This window comes from Pseudoalteromonas sp. A3, assembly GCF_025942345.1.
GTDB classification, from domain to species: Bacteria; Pseudomonadota; Gammaproteobacteria; order Enterobacterales; family Alteromonadaceae; genus Pseudoalteromonas; species Pseudoalteromonas atlantica.
In genome coordinates this window covers 238,274-253,924 of record NZ_JAPCKL010000004.1, presented here as the reverse complement: position 1 = coordinate 253,924, position 15,651 = coordinate 238,274, and the positions used below count along the sequence as shown (strand labels likewise).

General features: G+C 39.5%; 17 protein-coding genes. 8 read left to right on the top strand and 9 right to left on the bottom strand.

Annotated features, from left to right (window positions below; all coding sequences use genetic code 11):
- Nucleotide 1: 1 nt before the first annotated feature.
- Together bcsQ and bcsR are read right to left on the bottom strand one after the other, a co-directional pair.
- Complete coding sequence (gene bcsQ / locus OIZ54_RS10010; RefSeq protein WP_264390338.1) at nt 2-715, bottom strand: cellulose biosynthesis protein BcsQ; 714 nt, start codon at nt 713-715, stop codon at nt 2-4.
- 31 nt (nt 716-746) lie between these two features.
- Nucleotides 747-926 carry a BcsR/BcsP family cellulose biosynthesis protein gene (gene bcsR / locus OIZ54_RS10005; RefSeq protein WP_264390336.1) on the bottom strand — a complete coding sequence of 60 codons (180 nt, stop codon included), beginning with the start codon at nt 924-926 and terminating at the stop codon, nt 747-749.
- 114 nt (nt 927-1,040) lie between these two features.
- On the opposite strand from bcsR, the gene bcsE reads away from it, so the two are divergent.
- From bcsE to tyrR, 3 genes are all read left to right on the top strand, one after another.
- A complete protein-coding gene (bcsE, locus tag OIZ54_RS10000) occupies nt 1,041-2,663 on the top strand; it encodes a cellulose biosynthesis protein BcsE (RefSeq protein ID WP_264390334.1) in 1,623 nt (540 codons plus the stop codon).
- Nucleotides 2,664-2,832: 169 nt separating this feature from the next.
- A complete protein-coding gene (bcsG, locus tag OIZ54_RS09995) occupies nt 2,833-4,413 on the top strand; it encodes a cellulose biosynthesis protein BcsG (RefSeq protein ID WP_248442850.1) in 1,581 nt (526 codons plus the stop codon).
- A 209-nt stretch (nt 4,414-4,622) separates the two neighbouring features.
- Nucleotides 4,623-6,179, top strand: a complete 1,557-nt coding sequence (gene tyrR / locus OIZ54_RS09990) for a transcriptional regulator TyrR (RefSeq protein ID WP_004588344.1) — start codon at nt 4,623-4,625, stop codon at nt 6,177-6,179.
- An 18-nt stretch (nt 6,180-6,197) separates the two neighbouring features.
- On the opposite strand, the gene OIZ54_RS09985 is transcribed toward tyrR, so the two are convergent.
- On the bottom strand, nt 6,198-6,692 hold the full coding sequence (locus OIZ54_RS09985) for a hypothetical protein (RefSeq protein ID WP_004588345.1): 495 nt from the start codon (nt 6,690-6,692) through the stop codon (nt 6,198-6,200).
- A gap of 103 nt (nt 6,693-6,795) precedes the next feature.
- Between OIZ54_RS09985 and OIZ54_RS09980 the strand changes: the two genes are divergently transcribed.
- Complete coding sequence (locus tag OIZ54_RS09980) at nt 6,796-7,332, top strand: thioesterase family protein (RefSeq protein ID WP_264390330.1); 537 nt, start codon at nt 6,796-6,798, stop codon at nt 7,330-7,332.
- Between the two features lie 60 nt (nt 7,333-7,392).
- On the opposite strand, the gene OIZ54_RS09975 is transcribed toward OIZ54_RS09980, so the two are convergent.
- Nucleotides 7,393-8,046: an OmpW/AlkL family protein gene (locus tag OIZ54_RS09975; protein ID WP_004588347.1), complete on the bottom strand. Its 654-nt coding sequence runs from the start codon at nt 8,044-8,046 to the stop codon at nt 7,393-7,395.
- Between the two features lie 261 nt (nt 8,047-8,307).
- Here OIZ54_RS09975 and dapE point away from each other — a divergent pair, with 261 nt between their 5' ends.
- Nucleotides 8,308-9,492 (top strand): succinyl-diaminopimelate desuccinylase, encoded by a 1,185-nt coding sequence (gene dapE, locus OIZ54_RS09970; protein WP_264390328.1) that lies wholly within the window; start codon nt 8,308-8,310, stop codon nt 9,490-9,492.
- Nucleotides 9,493-9,856: 364 nt separating this feature from the next.
- On the opposite strand, the gene OIZ54_RS09965 is transcribed toward dapE, so the two are convergent.
- Nucleotides 9,857-11,563: a GNAT family N-acyltransferase gene (locus tag OIZ54_RS09965; protein WP_029774118.1), complete on the bottom strand. Its 1,707-nt coding sequence runs from the start codon at nt 11,561-11,563 to the stop codon at nt 9,857-9,859.
- A 162-nt stretch (nt 11,564-11,725) separates the two neighbouring features.
- Here OIZ54_RS09965 and OIZ54_RS09960 point away from each other — a divergent pair, with 162 nt between their 5' ends.
- The gene (locus tag OIZ54_RS09960) at nt 11,726-12,646 is read left to right on the top strand and encodes a 2-hydroxyacid dehydrogenase (RefSeq protein ID WP_248442852.1); all 921 of its coding nucleotides are present in this window, start codon (nt 11,726-11,728) and stop codon (nt 12,644-12,646) included.
- Nucleotides 12,647-12,742: 96 nt separating this feature from the next.
- A complete protein-coding gene (locus OIZ54_RS09955) occupies nt 12,743-12,883 on the top strand; it encodes a hypothetical protein (protein WP_024032281.1) in 141 nt (46 codons plus the stop codon).
- A 148-nt stretch (nt 12,884-13,031) separates the two neighbouring features.
- Here OIZ54_RS09955 and smrA read toward each other — a convergent pair whose 3' ends face one another.
- The 3 genes from smrA to OIZ54_RS09940 form a co-directional block, all read right to left on the bottom strand.
- Nucleotides 13,032-13,613, bottom strand: coding sequence for a DNA endonuclease SmrA (gene smrA, locus OIZ54_RS09950; protein ID WP_024032280.1), 582 nt, complete (start codon nt 13,611-13,613; stop codon nt 13,032-13,034).
- A gap of 129 nt (nt 13,614-13,742) precedes the next feature.
- Complete coding sequence (locus tag OIZ54_RS09945; RefSeq protein ID WP_264390324.1) at nt 13,743-13,988, bottom strand: hypothetical protein; 246 nt, start codon at nt 13,986-13,988, stop codon at nt 13,743-13,745.
- Nucleotides 13,989-14,094: 106 nt separating this feature from the next.
- The gene (locus OIZ54_RS09940; RefSeq protein ID WP_264390322.1) at nt 14,095-14,532 is read right to left on the bottom strand and encodes a hypothetical protein; all 438 of its coding nucleotides are present in this window, start codon (nt 14,530-14,532) and stop codon (nt 14,095-14,097) included.
- Nucleotides 14,533-14,634: 102 nt separating this feature from the next.
- On the opposite strand from OIZ54_RS09940, the gene OIZ54_RS09935 reads away from it, so the two are divergent.
- On the top strand, nt 14,635-15,018 hold the full coding sequence (locus OIZ54_RS09935; RefSeq protein ID WP_004588354.1) for a response regulator: 384 nt from the start codon (nt 14,635-14,637) through the stop codon (nt 15,016-15,018).
- Nucleotides 15,019-15,129: 111 nt separating this feature from the next.
- Here the strand turns inward: OIZ54_RS09935 and rpsT are convergent, their stop codons facing one another.
- Nucleotides 15,130-15,390: a 30S ribosomal protein S20 gene (rpsT, locus tag OIZ54_RS09930; protein WP_004588355.1), complete on the bottom strand. Its 261-nt coding sequence runs from the start codon at nt 15,388-15,390 to the stop codon at nt 15,130-15,132.
- Nucleotides 15,391-15,651 lie beyond the last annotated feature (261 nt).

Below are 15,651 nucleotides of genomic sequence, written 5' to 3'. Positions count from 1 at the left end.
ACTACAGGGCCGATTTACTTACAAGCCAGCCGGCAAGTGTTTCAAAGTCATCGTTAGCAACACTGTAAGGCGCACAATTAAGCGCTACATTTCTATAGGCTGTAGACTCTTTAATTACTTCATCACTATTTATAAAAAAAGGCGCCATAAGCGGCAAGGTAGATTGCCACAAAGAAAACAGGTCAAACTCAAGTGTTGATGCAGAGTTATAACGATTGACTAAAAAGAAGTGTTTCCACTGGTTGTCAGTGTGTTTTAACGTTTGTAGTTTTTTATAAATTAAGCTGTGGCAAATAGCATCACAATTAACTATTTCAATCACTATGTCGTTCTCATCGAGCGGATAGTGGGTGATATCAATATGTGCAGGGCAATCAAAAAGAAGCCAAGCATTATTGTTATAATCCAGTTTATTGCAATTGTTAATAAAGTCGAATAACGCGGCGGTACTAACACTTTTATCGCCAAAAGGTAAAAACACTATGCCATCACTATCTTGATGAAAGTGCTCAAGGGCTTGTTCAAAGTCCTGCTCGTTACTCCAGCCGTGGTTGTACTGCCAAGGCAGGCCAAAGTGCAGGCCCAAATCGCTTTTAGAATCTAAATCTATAGCAATAACGTCAGAGCCTGATTTTTTTAATACGCAGGCTAAGTTGGCAACCATAGAAGTAGCGCCAGTGCCGCCTTTAATGCCTTTTAGAAAAATTCTTTGCAAGGGGTTGTTTACCTGTCGTTTCAATTACTACTTACGCATTTACTGCACGGTGTATTTCGTTCAGTAATGAGTATTTTTCTATTGTTTGTTTATTTTTTTGTTTATTAACAATTTCAACGTAATCTTCACTTTTGCCGCCAAAACGCCGTGCAAGGTTCTCAATGTCATTTGATGTTAAGGTTTCAGAGCTTTTTGTCGTTAAATTACGCATTGTTGCCTTTATAGTGAAGTTTATTATTTTTATTTAAAGTGGACAATATTTGTCTATTATATATAGAATAGCGGGTAAAACTAGTAAAAAAGTATTTTTTATAGGCTAAATTCAGTGCAAAACTTTAACATTTCAGGCTTGCAGCCCTCTGCTGCAGAGCTAAAACCTGCATCGTTATATGCAATTTTAGCCCCTTTAGACAATTTTGCTACTGAACTGGCATTACATGCAATTAATAAACCCTCAGCCTCTGATATTTATATTGTTTCTTCTCAAATAGAAACATTTTTTGAAGGCCCTTTTAGCGATGCATTAAATCATGCATTTGACCAACACAAAGTGCATCCGTTTAGGTTTTCGGCAGATACACGCGACTGGCCAAAGCAACAAATAATTAACAACACCCTAAAAGAGCTAAATGCTTATAAACAGCTAAATAATGCATTAGTCATTGTTCACTTTAGTACGACTGATTTAGCTTCATTGGATCAAAAGCAACTGATTCAAAGTGTTCAGGCCTATAAAAAATTTAGTACACAATCAGGAGCGACCGTTTTATTTTTAGTTTCAGGCCCTGAGGTGACTAACTATCGCTTTTTATTAAGGCGATTAAATTCGGACCTCGACGGGTTGGTATATGTTGAAAATGATTCAACAGTGCGCGTACTAGAGTACGATTATTGGCATCACAGTACAGGTATCATCGCCTCTGTACAGTATCCATTAATGATTGAAAATGGCTGCTTTAAAGTGCAGCAAAATAGTATTACGGAACAACAAACCTCAACATCGGGTGTATTTGCAGATGAAGACGACGTGTGGATTGTACAAGGAGCTATTCCCGAAGGGACCAAGCTTCCTGCAAAATATAAAATAATAAAAGACAATAATGCGCTTTTTTCAAAAGGCCCTAAATTAGAGGCGGCAACATTGGTATTTGCAGTCTCGCGTTATACCGATTTAGCCTTGCTTGCTAAACAATGTTTTGAGCTTAGAAAAAACTGTGGTCGCTGGCTTAAATTAGTAATTCAGAACGTTGATGGGGTGATCCGCCATCAAGATGAATGCTTATTTTTGACCTTAGGTGTTAATCTTATTTTGTATAGTTTTTCAGAGCCTTCAAGGTTGCTCTCACAAGTTCAGTCAATTCAAGGGTTTCAATTTTCAAGGCCGTTACCGCCTTCTATTGAACATGTACTTCAATTTACCGAAAATACCTTTTCTAAAGGTTACCTGCCTTTTATAGAATTTACCAAACAGGTAGAAGTTCACAGCGACTCAGCTGTAAATTTAGGGGTAAGCGGGGTGTTGGTTAAATTAGAGCTTTTGCCTCGGATTGATCCAATCCACCCTTTGCATTTATTTCATATAAAGCGAGAAGGTGACGTATTCAGTTTGGTAGAAAACACCGTGTATTTGTATTTACATGCGTGTCGCGAAAATGATGTTAACAATGCGATAAAGCACTTGTTTAAATTAGAAACAAACGATTTTTTTGCACAGCAAAATATTATTTCCGATCATTTTTATATTCAGCAAGAATGTAAACAGCTTAGGCGTTATTATGCGGGCCAAGATATAACCGATTACTCTGCCCAATTAAAAGAGAATGAAAGCTATAAATTTTCGCAAAAAATAGATCCAAATGTTGCAGCTGATTTAGAAACACCAGAGTTTACTAAAAACGAGCGCGCAGATGCTGTGCCGTTTAAAATGGCCATAAAGAGTAACGTATGAGTATCAATCAATTATTGATTACAGCAATTTTAGCGATGCTAGTTGGCGTATTTTTATGTATGTCGGGGTCGTTGATACTGAAAAAAATAAAAAAATACTATGCTCAGCTTACGTTTAAACATGAAGTACTCGAACCTTACAAACCAAATAGAATAAAGAAGGGTAAATAGTGAAATTATCAGGCTTAGGGGTGTGGAACCTCTATTTTTTAGTTAAGTTTGCACTTTTTTATTATGGTGCAATCGACTTTGGCTTATTAGCAAATGCTGCGCTGGCTGCTTTTTTTGCTATTTCTTACACGCACCCTTTACTAAATAAAGCCAAACATTGGTTAGGCGCGGTAATGGCCATTGTTTTACTTTATAAAGATTCGTGGTTGCCTCCTATAGACCGTTTAACACGCCAAGCTGGTAACGTGCAAGACTTTAGCTTTGGCTACTTTTTAGAGCTCATGGCGCGGGTTATTAATGTTGATATGTTATTAGCACTGTTTGTTATTACTGTGTGCTTTTGGTATTGCTCACAGTGGATACGCTTTACCACCGTAACAGTGGTTGGGCTTATGTTTGTAGCTTGGCAGGGCACAAACAACGAGGATAATTTAATTTCACAGCCAGTGGCGGCTAATAATGTTCAAACAGCGGCGCCTCGTGCACAAGCACAAGTGGTAACGCAAGAAGCAAAATCGCCTGATCAGCAATTAAAAGAGTTTTATCAGCAGCAAAGTTTGCTAGCAAGCCAATTCCCTCAGCAATATGATGGCGAGTTATTTGATGTCATAGTACTAAATATTTGCTCGATGGCCGTGGCTGATCTAGAGGCCATTGGCGTAAGCCTTGATGATTTATATAGCGATTTTGATGTGGTGTTTTCTGATTTTAATTCGGCGACTTCGTACTCTGGGCCTGCTGCAATTCGCCTGCTACGAGCAAGTTGTGGTCAAACAAGCCAAACTGCCTTATTTGAAAATGCGCCAGAGCAGTGTCATTTGTTTAAAAATTTAGAAAACTTAGGTTACAAAAGCAATGTGGTTATGAACCACGACGGCCACTTTGATGAGTTTAAAGGTTTGGTGAAAAAGTTTGGTAAAATAGATGAGCAGCCTTACGATATAACTAACTTACCTGTAGCTCAATACGGGTTTGACAACAAACCTATTTACTCAGACGGGGCAGTACTAAACTCATGGTTAAATGATAAAGGTGAAGACTGCGCGCCATGTGCTATGTATTACAACACCACCAGTTTGCATGATGGCAATCAACTAGCGAATCAAGCCCGCATGAGTAGCCTTGAAAGTTACCCAATTAGACATAAAAACTTATTTAACGATATTAACGGGTTTATTAAAAACCTAGAAAAACGTGGCCGTAATGTCATGCTGATGATAGTACCTGAACACGGCGCAGCATTAAAAGGCGATAAAGTGCAGTTTGCTGGGCTTCGTGAGATACCAAGTCCAAGTATTGTATCTGTTCCGGTGGCGATTAAGTTTATTGGTAAAAATGTACAAAGCTATTCACAAACGCTTGTAAGCGAATCAACAAGTTACTTTGGTTTATCGGAGCTAATTAGTGGCGTGCTTAGCACAAACTTTTTTGCAGGTAATGGCAATATTGCCGACCTAGTTGATACGCTGCCTCGCGCACCTAAAGTAGCCGAAAACGCCGATACAATAATGATGTATGTTAATAAGCGCCCTTATATTCAATTAGATGGCGGAGATTGGACCCCATACCCGCAAAATTAATAGCATATATGCACGACCCCTTTTAAAACGCAGCTTACACGCTGCGTTTTTTAGTTTTAAGCTGTACGTTATTACAGTTTGATGTTTATAGGCGTGAGTTTACAGCGATAAAGGCGGTGGTTTGTCCAAATTTGTTTACAATTTACTGTATTGAATAACGGAGTTAGCGTATTATTCGGCTAATATAGTTTTTCCTTATTCGAGGATGTATGCGTCTAGATATTCATTGTGCCGACCGTGTAGGTATTGCCCAAGAGATCCTAAATATTTTAGTAAACTACGATGTTGACTTAAAAGGGATTGAGGTTGATTCGGTAAATTGCCGTATGTATGTAAGCTTTCCTGAAATTGAATTTGAGCAATTTCAAAAAATTATGCCTTCCATTCGTTTGATTGATGGCGTACATGATGTTCGCACAACCGCCTTTTTACCCTCTGAGCGAGAGCATAACGAATTAAATACACTGCTGCGTGCACTTCCCGATGGTGTTATTTCGATTGATGCAAAAGGGTGGGTACGTTTGTGTAATGACGCAGCCTGTAAAGACCTACAGTTGAGCGAAAAAGAAGTGGTCGGGGCCAATATTAATAACCTACTAAAAGGGTTTAACTTTACGCGTTGGTTAGAAGGCAAAGAAGTACTTGGACAAACAACCCGGGTAGATGTTGCTGGTGAAGACTTTATTGCCGATATTTTACCGATTGCCGTCCCGCAAGGTGGTGAAGGTGACGTGTTAGCTGGTGCGGTTATAAATATAAAATCGCAAAGCCGCCTTGGTCAGCAGGTCAGTGCCTTTAGACGTTACGGGCAAGAAAGCTTTGCAACTATTCATAACTTTAGTACCGCTATGCGCCGGGTAGTGCGCGAAGCACGCAAAATGTCGCAGCTAGAAGCCCCCATTTTAATAACCGGAGAAACAGGCACAGGTAAAGAGCTCCTTGCTCGTGCGTGCCACTATGCCTCTAATCGTTCGGTTAAGCCGTTTATTGCACTTTCGTGCGCATCTTTGCCTGATGATGTGGCTGAATCTGAATTATTTGGCTACGCCGGATATGAAGAAAACACCGCACCTAAACGCGGAGTACTAGAGCAAGCCGATGGCGGTACTGTGTTTTTAGATGAAGTTGGCGAAATGTCTACACAGCTACAAACAAAGCTGCTGCGCTTTTTACAAGACGGCACATTTAGAAAAGTGGGCGACGAAAACGAAGTAAAAGTAAACGTGCGTATTATTGCAGCCACACAAAAAGATTTACCCGCAATGGTGCAAGAGGGCGTATTTAGAGAAGACCTATACTATCGAATTAATGTACTCACATTAGAGATTGCACCACTGAGAGATCGTAAAGCTGATGTGGGTCCATTAGCCGAGCACTTTATTCAAAAGTACGCACAGCAAAACGGCCATGCAATTCCGCTTTTATCACAAGAGTGCTTACGCTTTTTACAAGAGTACCCGTGGCCAGGTAATGTGCGCCAGCTAGAAAATGCAATTTATCGGGCGGTGTCGTTACTTGATGATAGCGAGCTACGTGTAGAGCATTTGCAATTGCCCACCTTTACCCACGATTTAGGCTACTTAGAGTCAGATTTTGAAGGGTCGTTAGATCAAGCTGTAAAACGTTTTGAAGCAACCTTGCTACGCAAATTGTATCCGGCTTACCCAAGCTCAAGACAATTAGCTAAGCGTTTAGGGCTTAGCCACACTGCAGTGGCAAATAAACTACGAGATTACGGTATTAATCGCAAAACTGTTAAAGTTTAATAGCCGCTTTACTGGGCACTAGCTCTTAGTGCCCATGTTTTTAGTAACCCCATCAATGGCGATAGTTTCTATGCCATTTTCATCAAAATTAATCACTATGCTTGCGTTATTACGAGTAAAAAAGTAACTGCGGCCATTCAGCTCAATCACGTAATTGCCTTTTACGGGGTCTTTAAATTGCTGCTTTTTTAAACTGACAGTATGTTTACCTATTTGCCAATCAAACGCTTCAATAAAGCCATTATTAAACTCTTGTACCCACACTTGGCTTTCATCTTTAGCTAAAGTGATTGCTACCGAGTATGAGTTAGGTAATTGCGACATATCGTAGCTTTTGCTACCTATCGAAAATTTACCAAGCTGCTGCTGCCATGCAAAGCCAAAATTAAAGGTTTTTTCTATACCTGTTGGGTAAGTTACCGTACCTGGGCCTTTAATTGTAAAATCGGCTAGTGCGCTGGTGCTAATGCATAATAAACTGGTTGTGAAAAGTGTCGCTAATTTATATTTCATACTATGACTTTTTTATATTTATAATTTGAGATTAAAACAGAACATTCGCCTTAACAAGTGGCTATGTTACACTGAGTTAACTTTATACTGGTAAGACCTTCTCGTGAACTTATATATTAGACTTCTTTTATTATTTTTTAAAATTAAGCACAACCGCGACTACCAACAGTTACTTGATACTGTTGATATTGATTACAAAGCACTGCCAACAGACTGCGATATCAACCTGCATCTAACAAACTCGCGTTATTTGGCTATGATGGACTTGTCGCGCACTTGGATGATTGAGCGAATTGGTCTATTAAAACAAGTAATGAAGCGCCGTTGGTTTCCTATTGTTAATGCTACAGCCATAACTTATATTCGCGATATTAAACCTATGCAGCGTTATACCATTAGTACCAAGCTGGTAGGGTGGGATCATAAATATTTTTACATTGAACAAAAGTTTCATTCTGCGCGTGGCCTGCACGCTATAGCGTATGTGCGCGGTGTGTTTAAAAACAAAAAAGGCATTGTCAGTATTGAAGAAATGCTTGAAGTAGCCGAGTTTGATGGTGTAGCGCCTATTTTGCCAAGCGAAATTATGCACTGGAAAGAAATGCTTGAGCAAAAAAAGGTGAATAACCTTCCTAAATAATTTTCATAAAATAAGGCCTTTCGGCCTTAAACACATAGAACATAGGCGCTGCAAACTTAATTAAAAGCTGTACCTTACACCAAACATGGCAACGACTGGGTCAAGCTCAACGGTTGATGTAAGGGCTTTTGCACCGTTTGCGTACACTGTGGCATCGGTATCTATATCAATCATTGACACCATGGCATGTAGCCCCCAATGTTGATCGATTTTATAGTTAGCGCCTACTTGTGCAATAAAGCCAAACGAATCATCGAGTTTTACTTCAACATCGTCAGTGCCTAGGGTTGCTTTTAGCGCTTGAGAAGGCTGCTCGTCAAAAAAGGTGGTGTAATTTAACCCTACACCAATAAACGGGCGTAGCGCGTAACTTGTATCTAAAAAGTGGTATTGCGCAACCAATGATGGCGGAAGCTGTTTGATGTCGGCAATTTTATTGCCAGCTAACCCACCCGCGCCATTTACATCGTGCGAAAACGGCGTAGCGGCAATAAGCTCTACCACCCACTTATCGTTAAATGCATAATCGATTGTAATACCTAGCTGCGTGTCAGAGTCGCCTTTTAGACCCAGGGTTGGCGCTTCGTTAATTGCCGAGCTGCTGTTATCTGGATTTACATTAATAGCGCCAACATTAACGCTAAGGTTAGCGTGTGCCGCAGGGGTAATAGCAAGTAAAGAGGTAAGTAATGCAATGCTGATTTGGGTTTTCATGTTGTGCTCCAATAACTACTTTTTGATTGACGCTATTATTACAATCTCCGAGCGTTGAAAACCTGTTCTAGATCAAAGTTTCAAAAATGTTTGAAGTATGTGAACCCTTTTCTTGATTTAGATTAAAGTCAGTGCAAAAAGTATTTTAATTAATTGACACAGCTATGTATTTAACGGTCATCGCACTGTATTAACTTTGCCATTATTTGGTCATATTCTCGCGCTTTAATAATCTTTCTTATGGTTATTGAGTGTGTTGTTATGTCTGTTGCAAAAGTATCGCAAAACAGTGTAAGTAAACCTTTAAGCGCGGTGGTAAAAAATACGCAAACGCTTATTAGGTTTGAGTCTGTAACGCCTAACCAAGGCGGTGCCATAGATTGGCTTAGCAATGAGTTAACTGCGCTTGGTTTTAACTGTGAGCAGTTTATTTGTGAAGGCGTTACTAATTTAATTGCCTACGTTAGTTTTGAGCAAGAAGGGCCATGTGTTGCGTTTTCTGGGCATATTGATGTTGTGCCCGCAGAGTCGGGCAACTGGCTAAGCCCGCCTTTTGCTGGCAATATTATTAATAATGCCGTGTATGGTCGCGGCGCTGCCGATATGAAAGGCGGTGTGGCGGCTATGCTTGGTGCTACTAAGGCACTATTAAAAGATACTAAAAGTAAAAAAGGGCGTTTTTATTGGCTTATTACCTCCGATGAGGAAGGAGAGGCTGAATTTGGCTCAGAGGTAATAGCCGCGCGTTTAGCAAAAAATAATATACAACTTGATGGCTGTATTGTTGGTGAGCCGACAAGCTCTAAACACGTAGGCGATACAATTAAAAATGGTCGCCGAGGCGCTATTTCTTCTCGTATAAAAGTGCACGGCAAGGCCGGACATGTTGCCTACCCACAGAACACTATAAATGCTGCGCATATTGCGGGTAATATTGTAAATTGTTTAAGTAATTTAACATGGCCTGACGATGAGCCAAGCTCTAAAACCACCTTGCAAGTGACCGGCATTAATATAAATAATGTTGTTGATAATTTAGTGCCTAGCGAGTGCGAAATTACCTTTAATGTGCGATATAGCCATGGTTATACAAGCAATGCAATAAAGCACTGTATATCAGCGGCGCTGAGTGAATACGCCCAGCACCTTGAGATTGAATGGGAGCGAGCGTGTGAGCCCTATTATACGGCACCAACAAACGGGTGGAGTTTATTGCAGCAGTTAGAACACACCATTTATGCGCAAACAGGGAGTTACCCCATGTTAAGTACCAGTGGCGGTACTTCTGATGGCCGATTTTTTGCAAACCAGCATACCCAAGTAATTGAGTGTGGCGTTAAAAATAGTACCATTCATCAGGTAAACGAACATGTTCCGGTTGATGATTTACTTAAAATTGAGGCCATTTACACAGACTTATTAGCGCGAATTTTTAGCCATAAATAGTAATCGCTCAATAAAAATAAACAGCGAGAATCACCTCGCTGTTTGTTTGAGTAGGGCGTGTTGATCTTTAATGATTGAGTTTGCAGCAGTATGTTTGGTTTTTAGGCAAGGCAGAGCCTATGAAGTGTGGTTATTCCCCATAAATAGGCGATAACGCAGCATAAATGCCAAACATGCGCTGCCCTTCGGGTTCTGCCTAGGGGCGATAAACTCTTTGTTGCTCGGTTTTTACTTATTCTTACAGGGATGTAAGTCATTAGAATAACGCAGGAGCAGTTATCGAGCCCACTAGGTTACAAACCTCGCGCCGCGATTAAATCGCCCCTAGATTGAACAAATTTCAATCCGTAAAGTTCAACACGCCCTAACCTAAATAGCGCTTAGCTTTATTTTCTTTTACGTTTTGTAAATCTACCAGCACTAACCCATCAATACAGTTGTTAAAGTCGGGGTCGATACTAAAGCTTAAAAATTTTACGCCGCCAGGCTTGCACAGCTCTGTATATTGCTTAAATAGCGTAGGAACTTGTGCCCCCATATTGGCCAGTACATGTTTTAATTCTACAAAGTCTTCTTTTACATCGTTACCACTAAAAACAGTTTTACACTGAGTGAGTTGTTGCTCGCTTAATTTAAACTCGTTATTGGGGGTGGCGAGGTGTTGCTCTGATTTATAATAATGTTGATAGTAATGCACAAGCATGGCTTTTGCTTGTTCAGGTAAGGCGTTAGAAACGCTCACCGCGCCAAATAAGTAACGATATTGCGGGTAGTTTTTAATAAATGCGCCAATACCGTACCATAAGTAGTCTAAGCTTTTACGCCCCCAATATTTAGGTTGCACAAAGCTGCGGCCAAGTTCTATACCTTGCTCTAAATACGGTTTCATTGCTTGTGTGTAACTAAACAAACTATCGGTGTATAAGCCTTCTCGGCCATGTTTCTCTATGATTTCCTTTGCACAAGCAAGGCGATATGCACCCACTAATTCTAGCTGCGTAGGATCCCACAGCACTAAGTGTTGATAATCCATATCATATTTGTCGATGTCGCGGCGTTTTCCGCTGCCTTCACCTACCGCTCTAAAGGCAATTTCTCTCAGTCGTCCAAGCTCTCTAAACACTGGAGAGCTACCAGTGTACTGGTATAAATGAATATGCATGCCATCTTGTGTTTTACCTAATAACTGACAACTCTCTATGGCTTTTTTAAGCTCTTTGCGGCACTCAGGTATTGCAATAGGGGTTTGGGTTTTAAGAGGAAGGGGCTTTTTAGTGGTAAGGCGGTAAAGTTGCTTGCGAATGAGATTAACGATTTCTTTATCTTTTAAGTTTTCGATTAAATATGACTCAGGCGGAATGGAAGCGCCAATTTCAAACTCTAATGACTTTTGTCGCTGCTTAAACATTTCTTTTACTAATAATAAGCTCGCAAGTGGTTTGTAAATCATTGAGGTGCCATAAAAAAGCGGACTGTTTTTAGCTTTTATATAAATAGGTAGAATAGGGCTGTTTGCTTTTTTAGCCATGCGTAAAAAGCCACTGTTCCACTTGCAATCTTTAATACCGGTAGGGCTTAAACGCGAGACCTCTCCCGCAGGAAAAATAAGTAACGCACCTTCATCTTTTAAGTGTTTTTGTATATTACTTAATTCTTGTTTTTTACTGGTTCCCGATAAATTATCTACCGGCAACAGCAGTGAATGCATAGGGGTGACCGACATTAGCATGCGATTGGCAACCACTTTTAAATCTTGCCTAACGCTGGAAAGTACTTTTATCAGCGCAAGTGCGTCGAGCGAGCCAATGGGGTGGTTAGCCACAATAACTAACTTACCTTCGCTGGGTATGTTTTCAATTTGTTTTGGTTTGTAGCGGGTATCAAAGTCAAGCTCATCAAGCACTTGTTCAACAAACTCTAGTCCTTGTAAATGGGGGTAAGCATCGCCAAAGGCGACAAATTCTTGTTCATGTAATAAGTAGCCAAGCCCCTTTTTAACTAAACCTTTTACTTTAGGGGAGTTCTCTAATTGTGGTAAGTTTGCAGCTATTACTTTATCAACGCTTATCATATTAACCTCATTTACAATTTGGCCTATTCGCCATCCTGTTTAGAGTAAAAAAAGGGTGTGACATTTACTTTGCAGTTGTGTGACTTTTTAAAGAGCACATTACGAGCTGCTCAGTTGTTTATTAGTGTAGATAAAATTTATTTAATAAAATTAGGAGCTTCTATGTCGGTATTAGTAGCCATTACCGGGCGAGATAATACAAAGCTAATTGCAAAGCTAAAAGAGCTATTACCCAATGAAGAAATAATGCAATGGCCAGAGTGTAAAAAGCTCAACAATGTAGAGTTTGTATTAGCCTGGAATGCACCAGATGATTTGTGGCAGCAATTACCTAACTTAAAGGCGGTGTCATCGTTTGGGGCGGGTGTAGATAGTATTAATATGTCTTTATTGCCTAAAGAGGTAGACGTGGTTCGCATTGTTGATACTGAGCTTGCTCAAGATATGGCAGAGTACGTACTAGGCCATGTATTTGCGCACAAGCTGCGTTTAAAAGAGTATTTTGTTAAGCAATCACAATGCAATTATAAACCTAAGCGCGCATATAAATATAATCACGTGGGTATTTTAGGCTTTGGTGAGCTAGGTAAAGCGTGCGCCAAAAAACTAACCCTGAATGGCTTTACGGTAAGCGCTTGGTCAAAAACTGAAAAAAGTGATGAGCAGGTGCATCTATATTCTCAGCAGCAAGGCCTTAATGAAATGCTGCCTACAATTGACTACTTGGTATGCCTACTGCCGCTAACAAAAGATACTAAGGGTATTATTAATGCCGATTTATTAGCTAAGTTACCGGCCCATGCCTGTGTAATTAACGTTGCCAGAGGTGAGCACCTAGTAGAGCAAGATTTAATAAACGCACTTAACAGTGAAATGTTAAGGGCTGCCACGCTCGATGTATTTACCCAAGAGCCGCTACCGGACGATCACCCATTTTGGCATAACGCTAAAATAACGATTACACCACACTGCGCCGCGTTATCTGATTTAAATAGCGTAACAGCGCAAATTGCAGAAAATATTAATCGCCTAAAAAGCGGCCTTACATTAAATAATCGGGTTAATAGAACAAAAGGTTATTAATAGATAGCAAAACAGTTTAACAAACAGCTTGTTAACATTTGTAATTTTAATTATTGTGAAGTTTAGTCACTAAAATAAAAATAATAAGAGTAACGTATGAAATCAAGTCAAGGCGGAGTAAAACTAAGTTTAGTAGTGGTTTCTATTATAGTGCTAGGCGTGTCTGCTTGGTTTAACCAAGCGAGTGCCGATCAAGTGCCACAAAGCAAAAGTTCACAAACTTCACAAAGTGAATAAGTGCACTTGTAGACACATTATAAAAAGGGGACTCTATTAATTTGTTTTTGGCTTAATAAAGCCAGATCATTAAAGAGTACCCACTTTTCATTAGGCCATTTAATTACTAAAGTGCGCTTCGTTACTGGTATTTAGTAAAATAAGTTAATTAGTACCGTTTAGCATGGATCTCTCGGTTTTCATGCTTTTTCTCATCACTTTTTTTAAGCAACACATATGTTGCGCCACTGCCACCATGGTGCTTTAAAGCGGTATGATACGCTAATACCGCGGGTAGAGCCTGTAGCCACTTATTAACATAGCTCTTTAGTATACCGGGCTTAGCTTTATTTTTTATACCAATGCCATGGCGTACTAATACAACGCGAATGTTTCGCTGGTGGCAATCAGTAATAAAGTTAAATAATGTTGTGCGTGCGTTTTTAAGTAATTGGCCATGCAAATCTAATGTGGCATCAACTTGGTATTTAGCTAAGCGTAAGTTTTTAAATACTGCGCTTTGTACGCCATCTTTTTTAAAACTGAGTAATGCATGCGGGTCTAAAAGCTCTACATGCTCAGATTGTAAGTAATTTTCGTCATTCGCAAGGCTAAGCTCGGCAGCTTTACGCTTTTCTTGTTGGGCAAGGGTGGCACTGGGATTACTTGCAAGGGGAGTTACAGTATCGTGGTTTATAGGTTTTACATCTTCCATAGAAGATAAAAATAAATCGAAATCAGATAAAGACATAGTAAGACCTAAATGAGGATTAATACGAGATAAATTTTATCTTAGTTCAATCTGTTCCCCAAGCCTTTTAATTTTTTCAAATAAAAAAGCCCAGCAAGGCTGGGCTATAAAATATTCTAAGGGGAAATGTTAACTCTGCGTTACATTAAATTGTCCAAACGTATACACTTTGAACAAGTAAAATGTATTGATCAACACTAAACTCATATTCGAAATAACACTCGACGACATTAAATCCAAGCTAAAAGACAAAAATAACAGACCACATGCACTAATCGCTGCAACACGCAGTATTGTTATGTGGTTAATAAAGAATGCACCTAAACCTAGTGCAAGTAATAAAGTGTTTAAAAGCCAATCTAGCTCGTTTAGCATGGTCGTTTCAATAGTTCAGTTGTTGAAAAAAGGAGCGCCATTATGTTGATCTTTTGCACACCTTTCAACCAAGTAATTTTAAATTTTCAGATTAGTTTTTTTAATGCTAAATATAGCTAGCTAGTGCTGCAAAAAAGCCATTATTTTTTATTAGTTGGTACTTTTGACAGCTTTGCGGCGCCTTCATATCTGCGCATAAATAAAGGGCATTGCGCTTCTCGTCTAGCTGCGGGTGTAAGTTTGAATCAAGTAATGTGCGGCCATATCCAAAGACCCCAGGCCAATAAATACTTTCGCTCACTAACCCTAATTTTTTATAGGTGAGCAAAGTTGGTTTTGGAAAAATAATGGCTACAGCAAAAATGATAGCCAGCGTAATAAGTAACCCTTTTTTAGACTTTACAGGCTGCTCCGCTGGGGTTGATGTTGAGTTAGCTGTAGATTGCGGTGCTGTTTGCGGCCTATTGCGGGGCTTTTTTACAGGGGTTTTTCTTTTTTGTGGTGTTTTACCAAGCAATGATTGTTTTTTTGTGTTGTTTGACATAAAGCAAATCTGGCCTTTTGAGCGTAGGTCTCTATAATAAAATGATTAAATATCTAGTTATATAATAACTTATACAATGCTTTTAGCCTACGAGGAAGATACATGGATACGCAGCTATCAATTTTAATAGTAGATGATGTTAGCACAGTGCGTAGTTTTTTGAGCCAAACGCTCATGCACTTAGGAATAGAAAACGTTAAAGAGGCTTCAACGGCTAAACAATGCATTAGCGAATGCCAAGCTGCTAATTACAATATGATTTTTTTAGATATTGAACTGCCTGACGGCGATGGTAAAGAGTTAATCGCGCAAATTAATGATATTAACCCTGAAACTAATGTGGTGATGGTGTCGGCCCATTCAGCAGTAGAAAATGTTAAAGAAGCCATTGATAAAGGTGCTAAAGGGTTTGTGGTTAAGCCATTTACGCCTAAAAAAATTGCGGCCATGTTGAAAAAGTTTTATCCCGATTTGGAAAATGTTTAACCAGCTTTAATAGTAATGCGTTAAATTAGCTTAAAGTTTAGCGGATTGCTAAATACCAAATTTTAGATATAAAAAAACCGGCCTAGGCCGGTTTTTTAATCATAAAACAAATTATAGCGCTTTAATTTTAGCTGCTAAACGGCTCTTATGACGAGCTGCTTTGTTTTTATGAATTAGACCCTTAGTTGCGTAACGGTCTAAGATAGGTGTAGCAACAGAGAAAGCTTGCTGTGCAGCTTCTTTATCGCCAGCTTCAATAGCAGCGGTTACTTTTTTGAAGTAAGTACGCATCATTGAACGACGGCTTGCGTTGTGCTGACGGTTTTTTTCGCTAGTGATAGCGCGTTTTTTTGCAGACTTGATGTTAGCCAAGGTTTGCTCCTAACAATCTTAAATAAAGCTTAAATTAAAGGCCGTGGAATATGCCTGTTTTTATCATGAATGTCAATTTAAATTTAACAACTCAAGAAAAACTGCTCCTTATAACGAACATCAATTTGCCGCTTTAGCAGTTAATATCGCTATTGTAACAAAGCACAGACGCCCAGCCTAGTGCTTTAAAGCGATTTATAAAAAAGACTGTGGCATAATTGCGCTAACTAAAGGTTTTTAAGTAGGTTTAAGGTGTCAAAA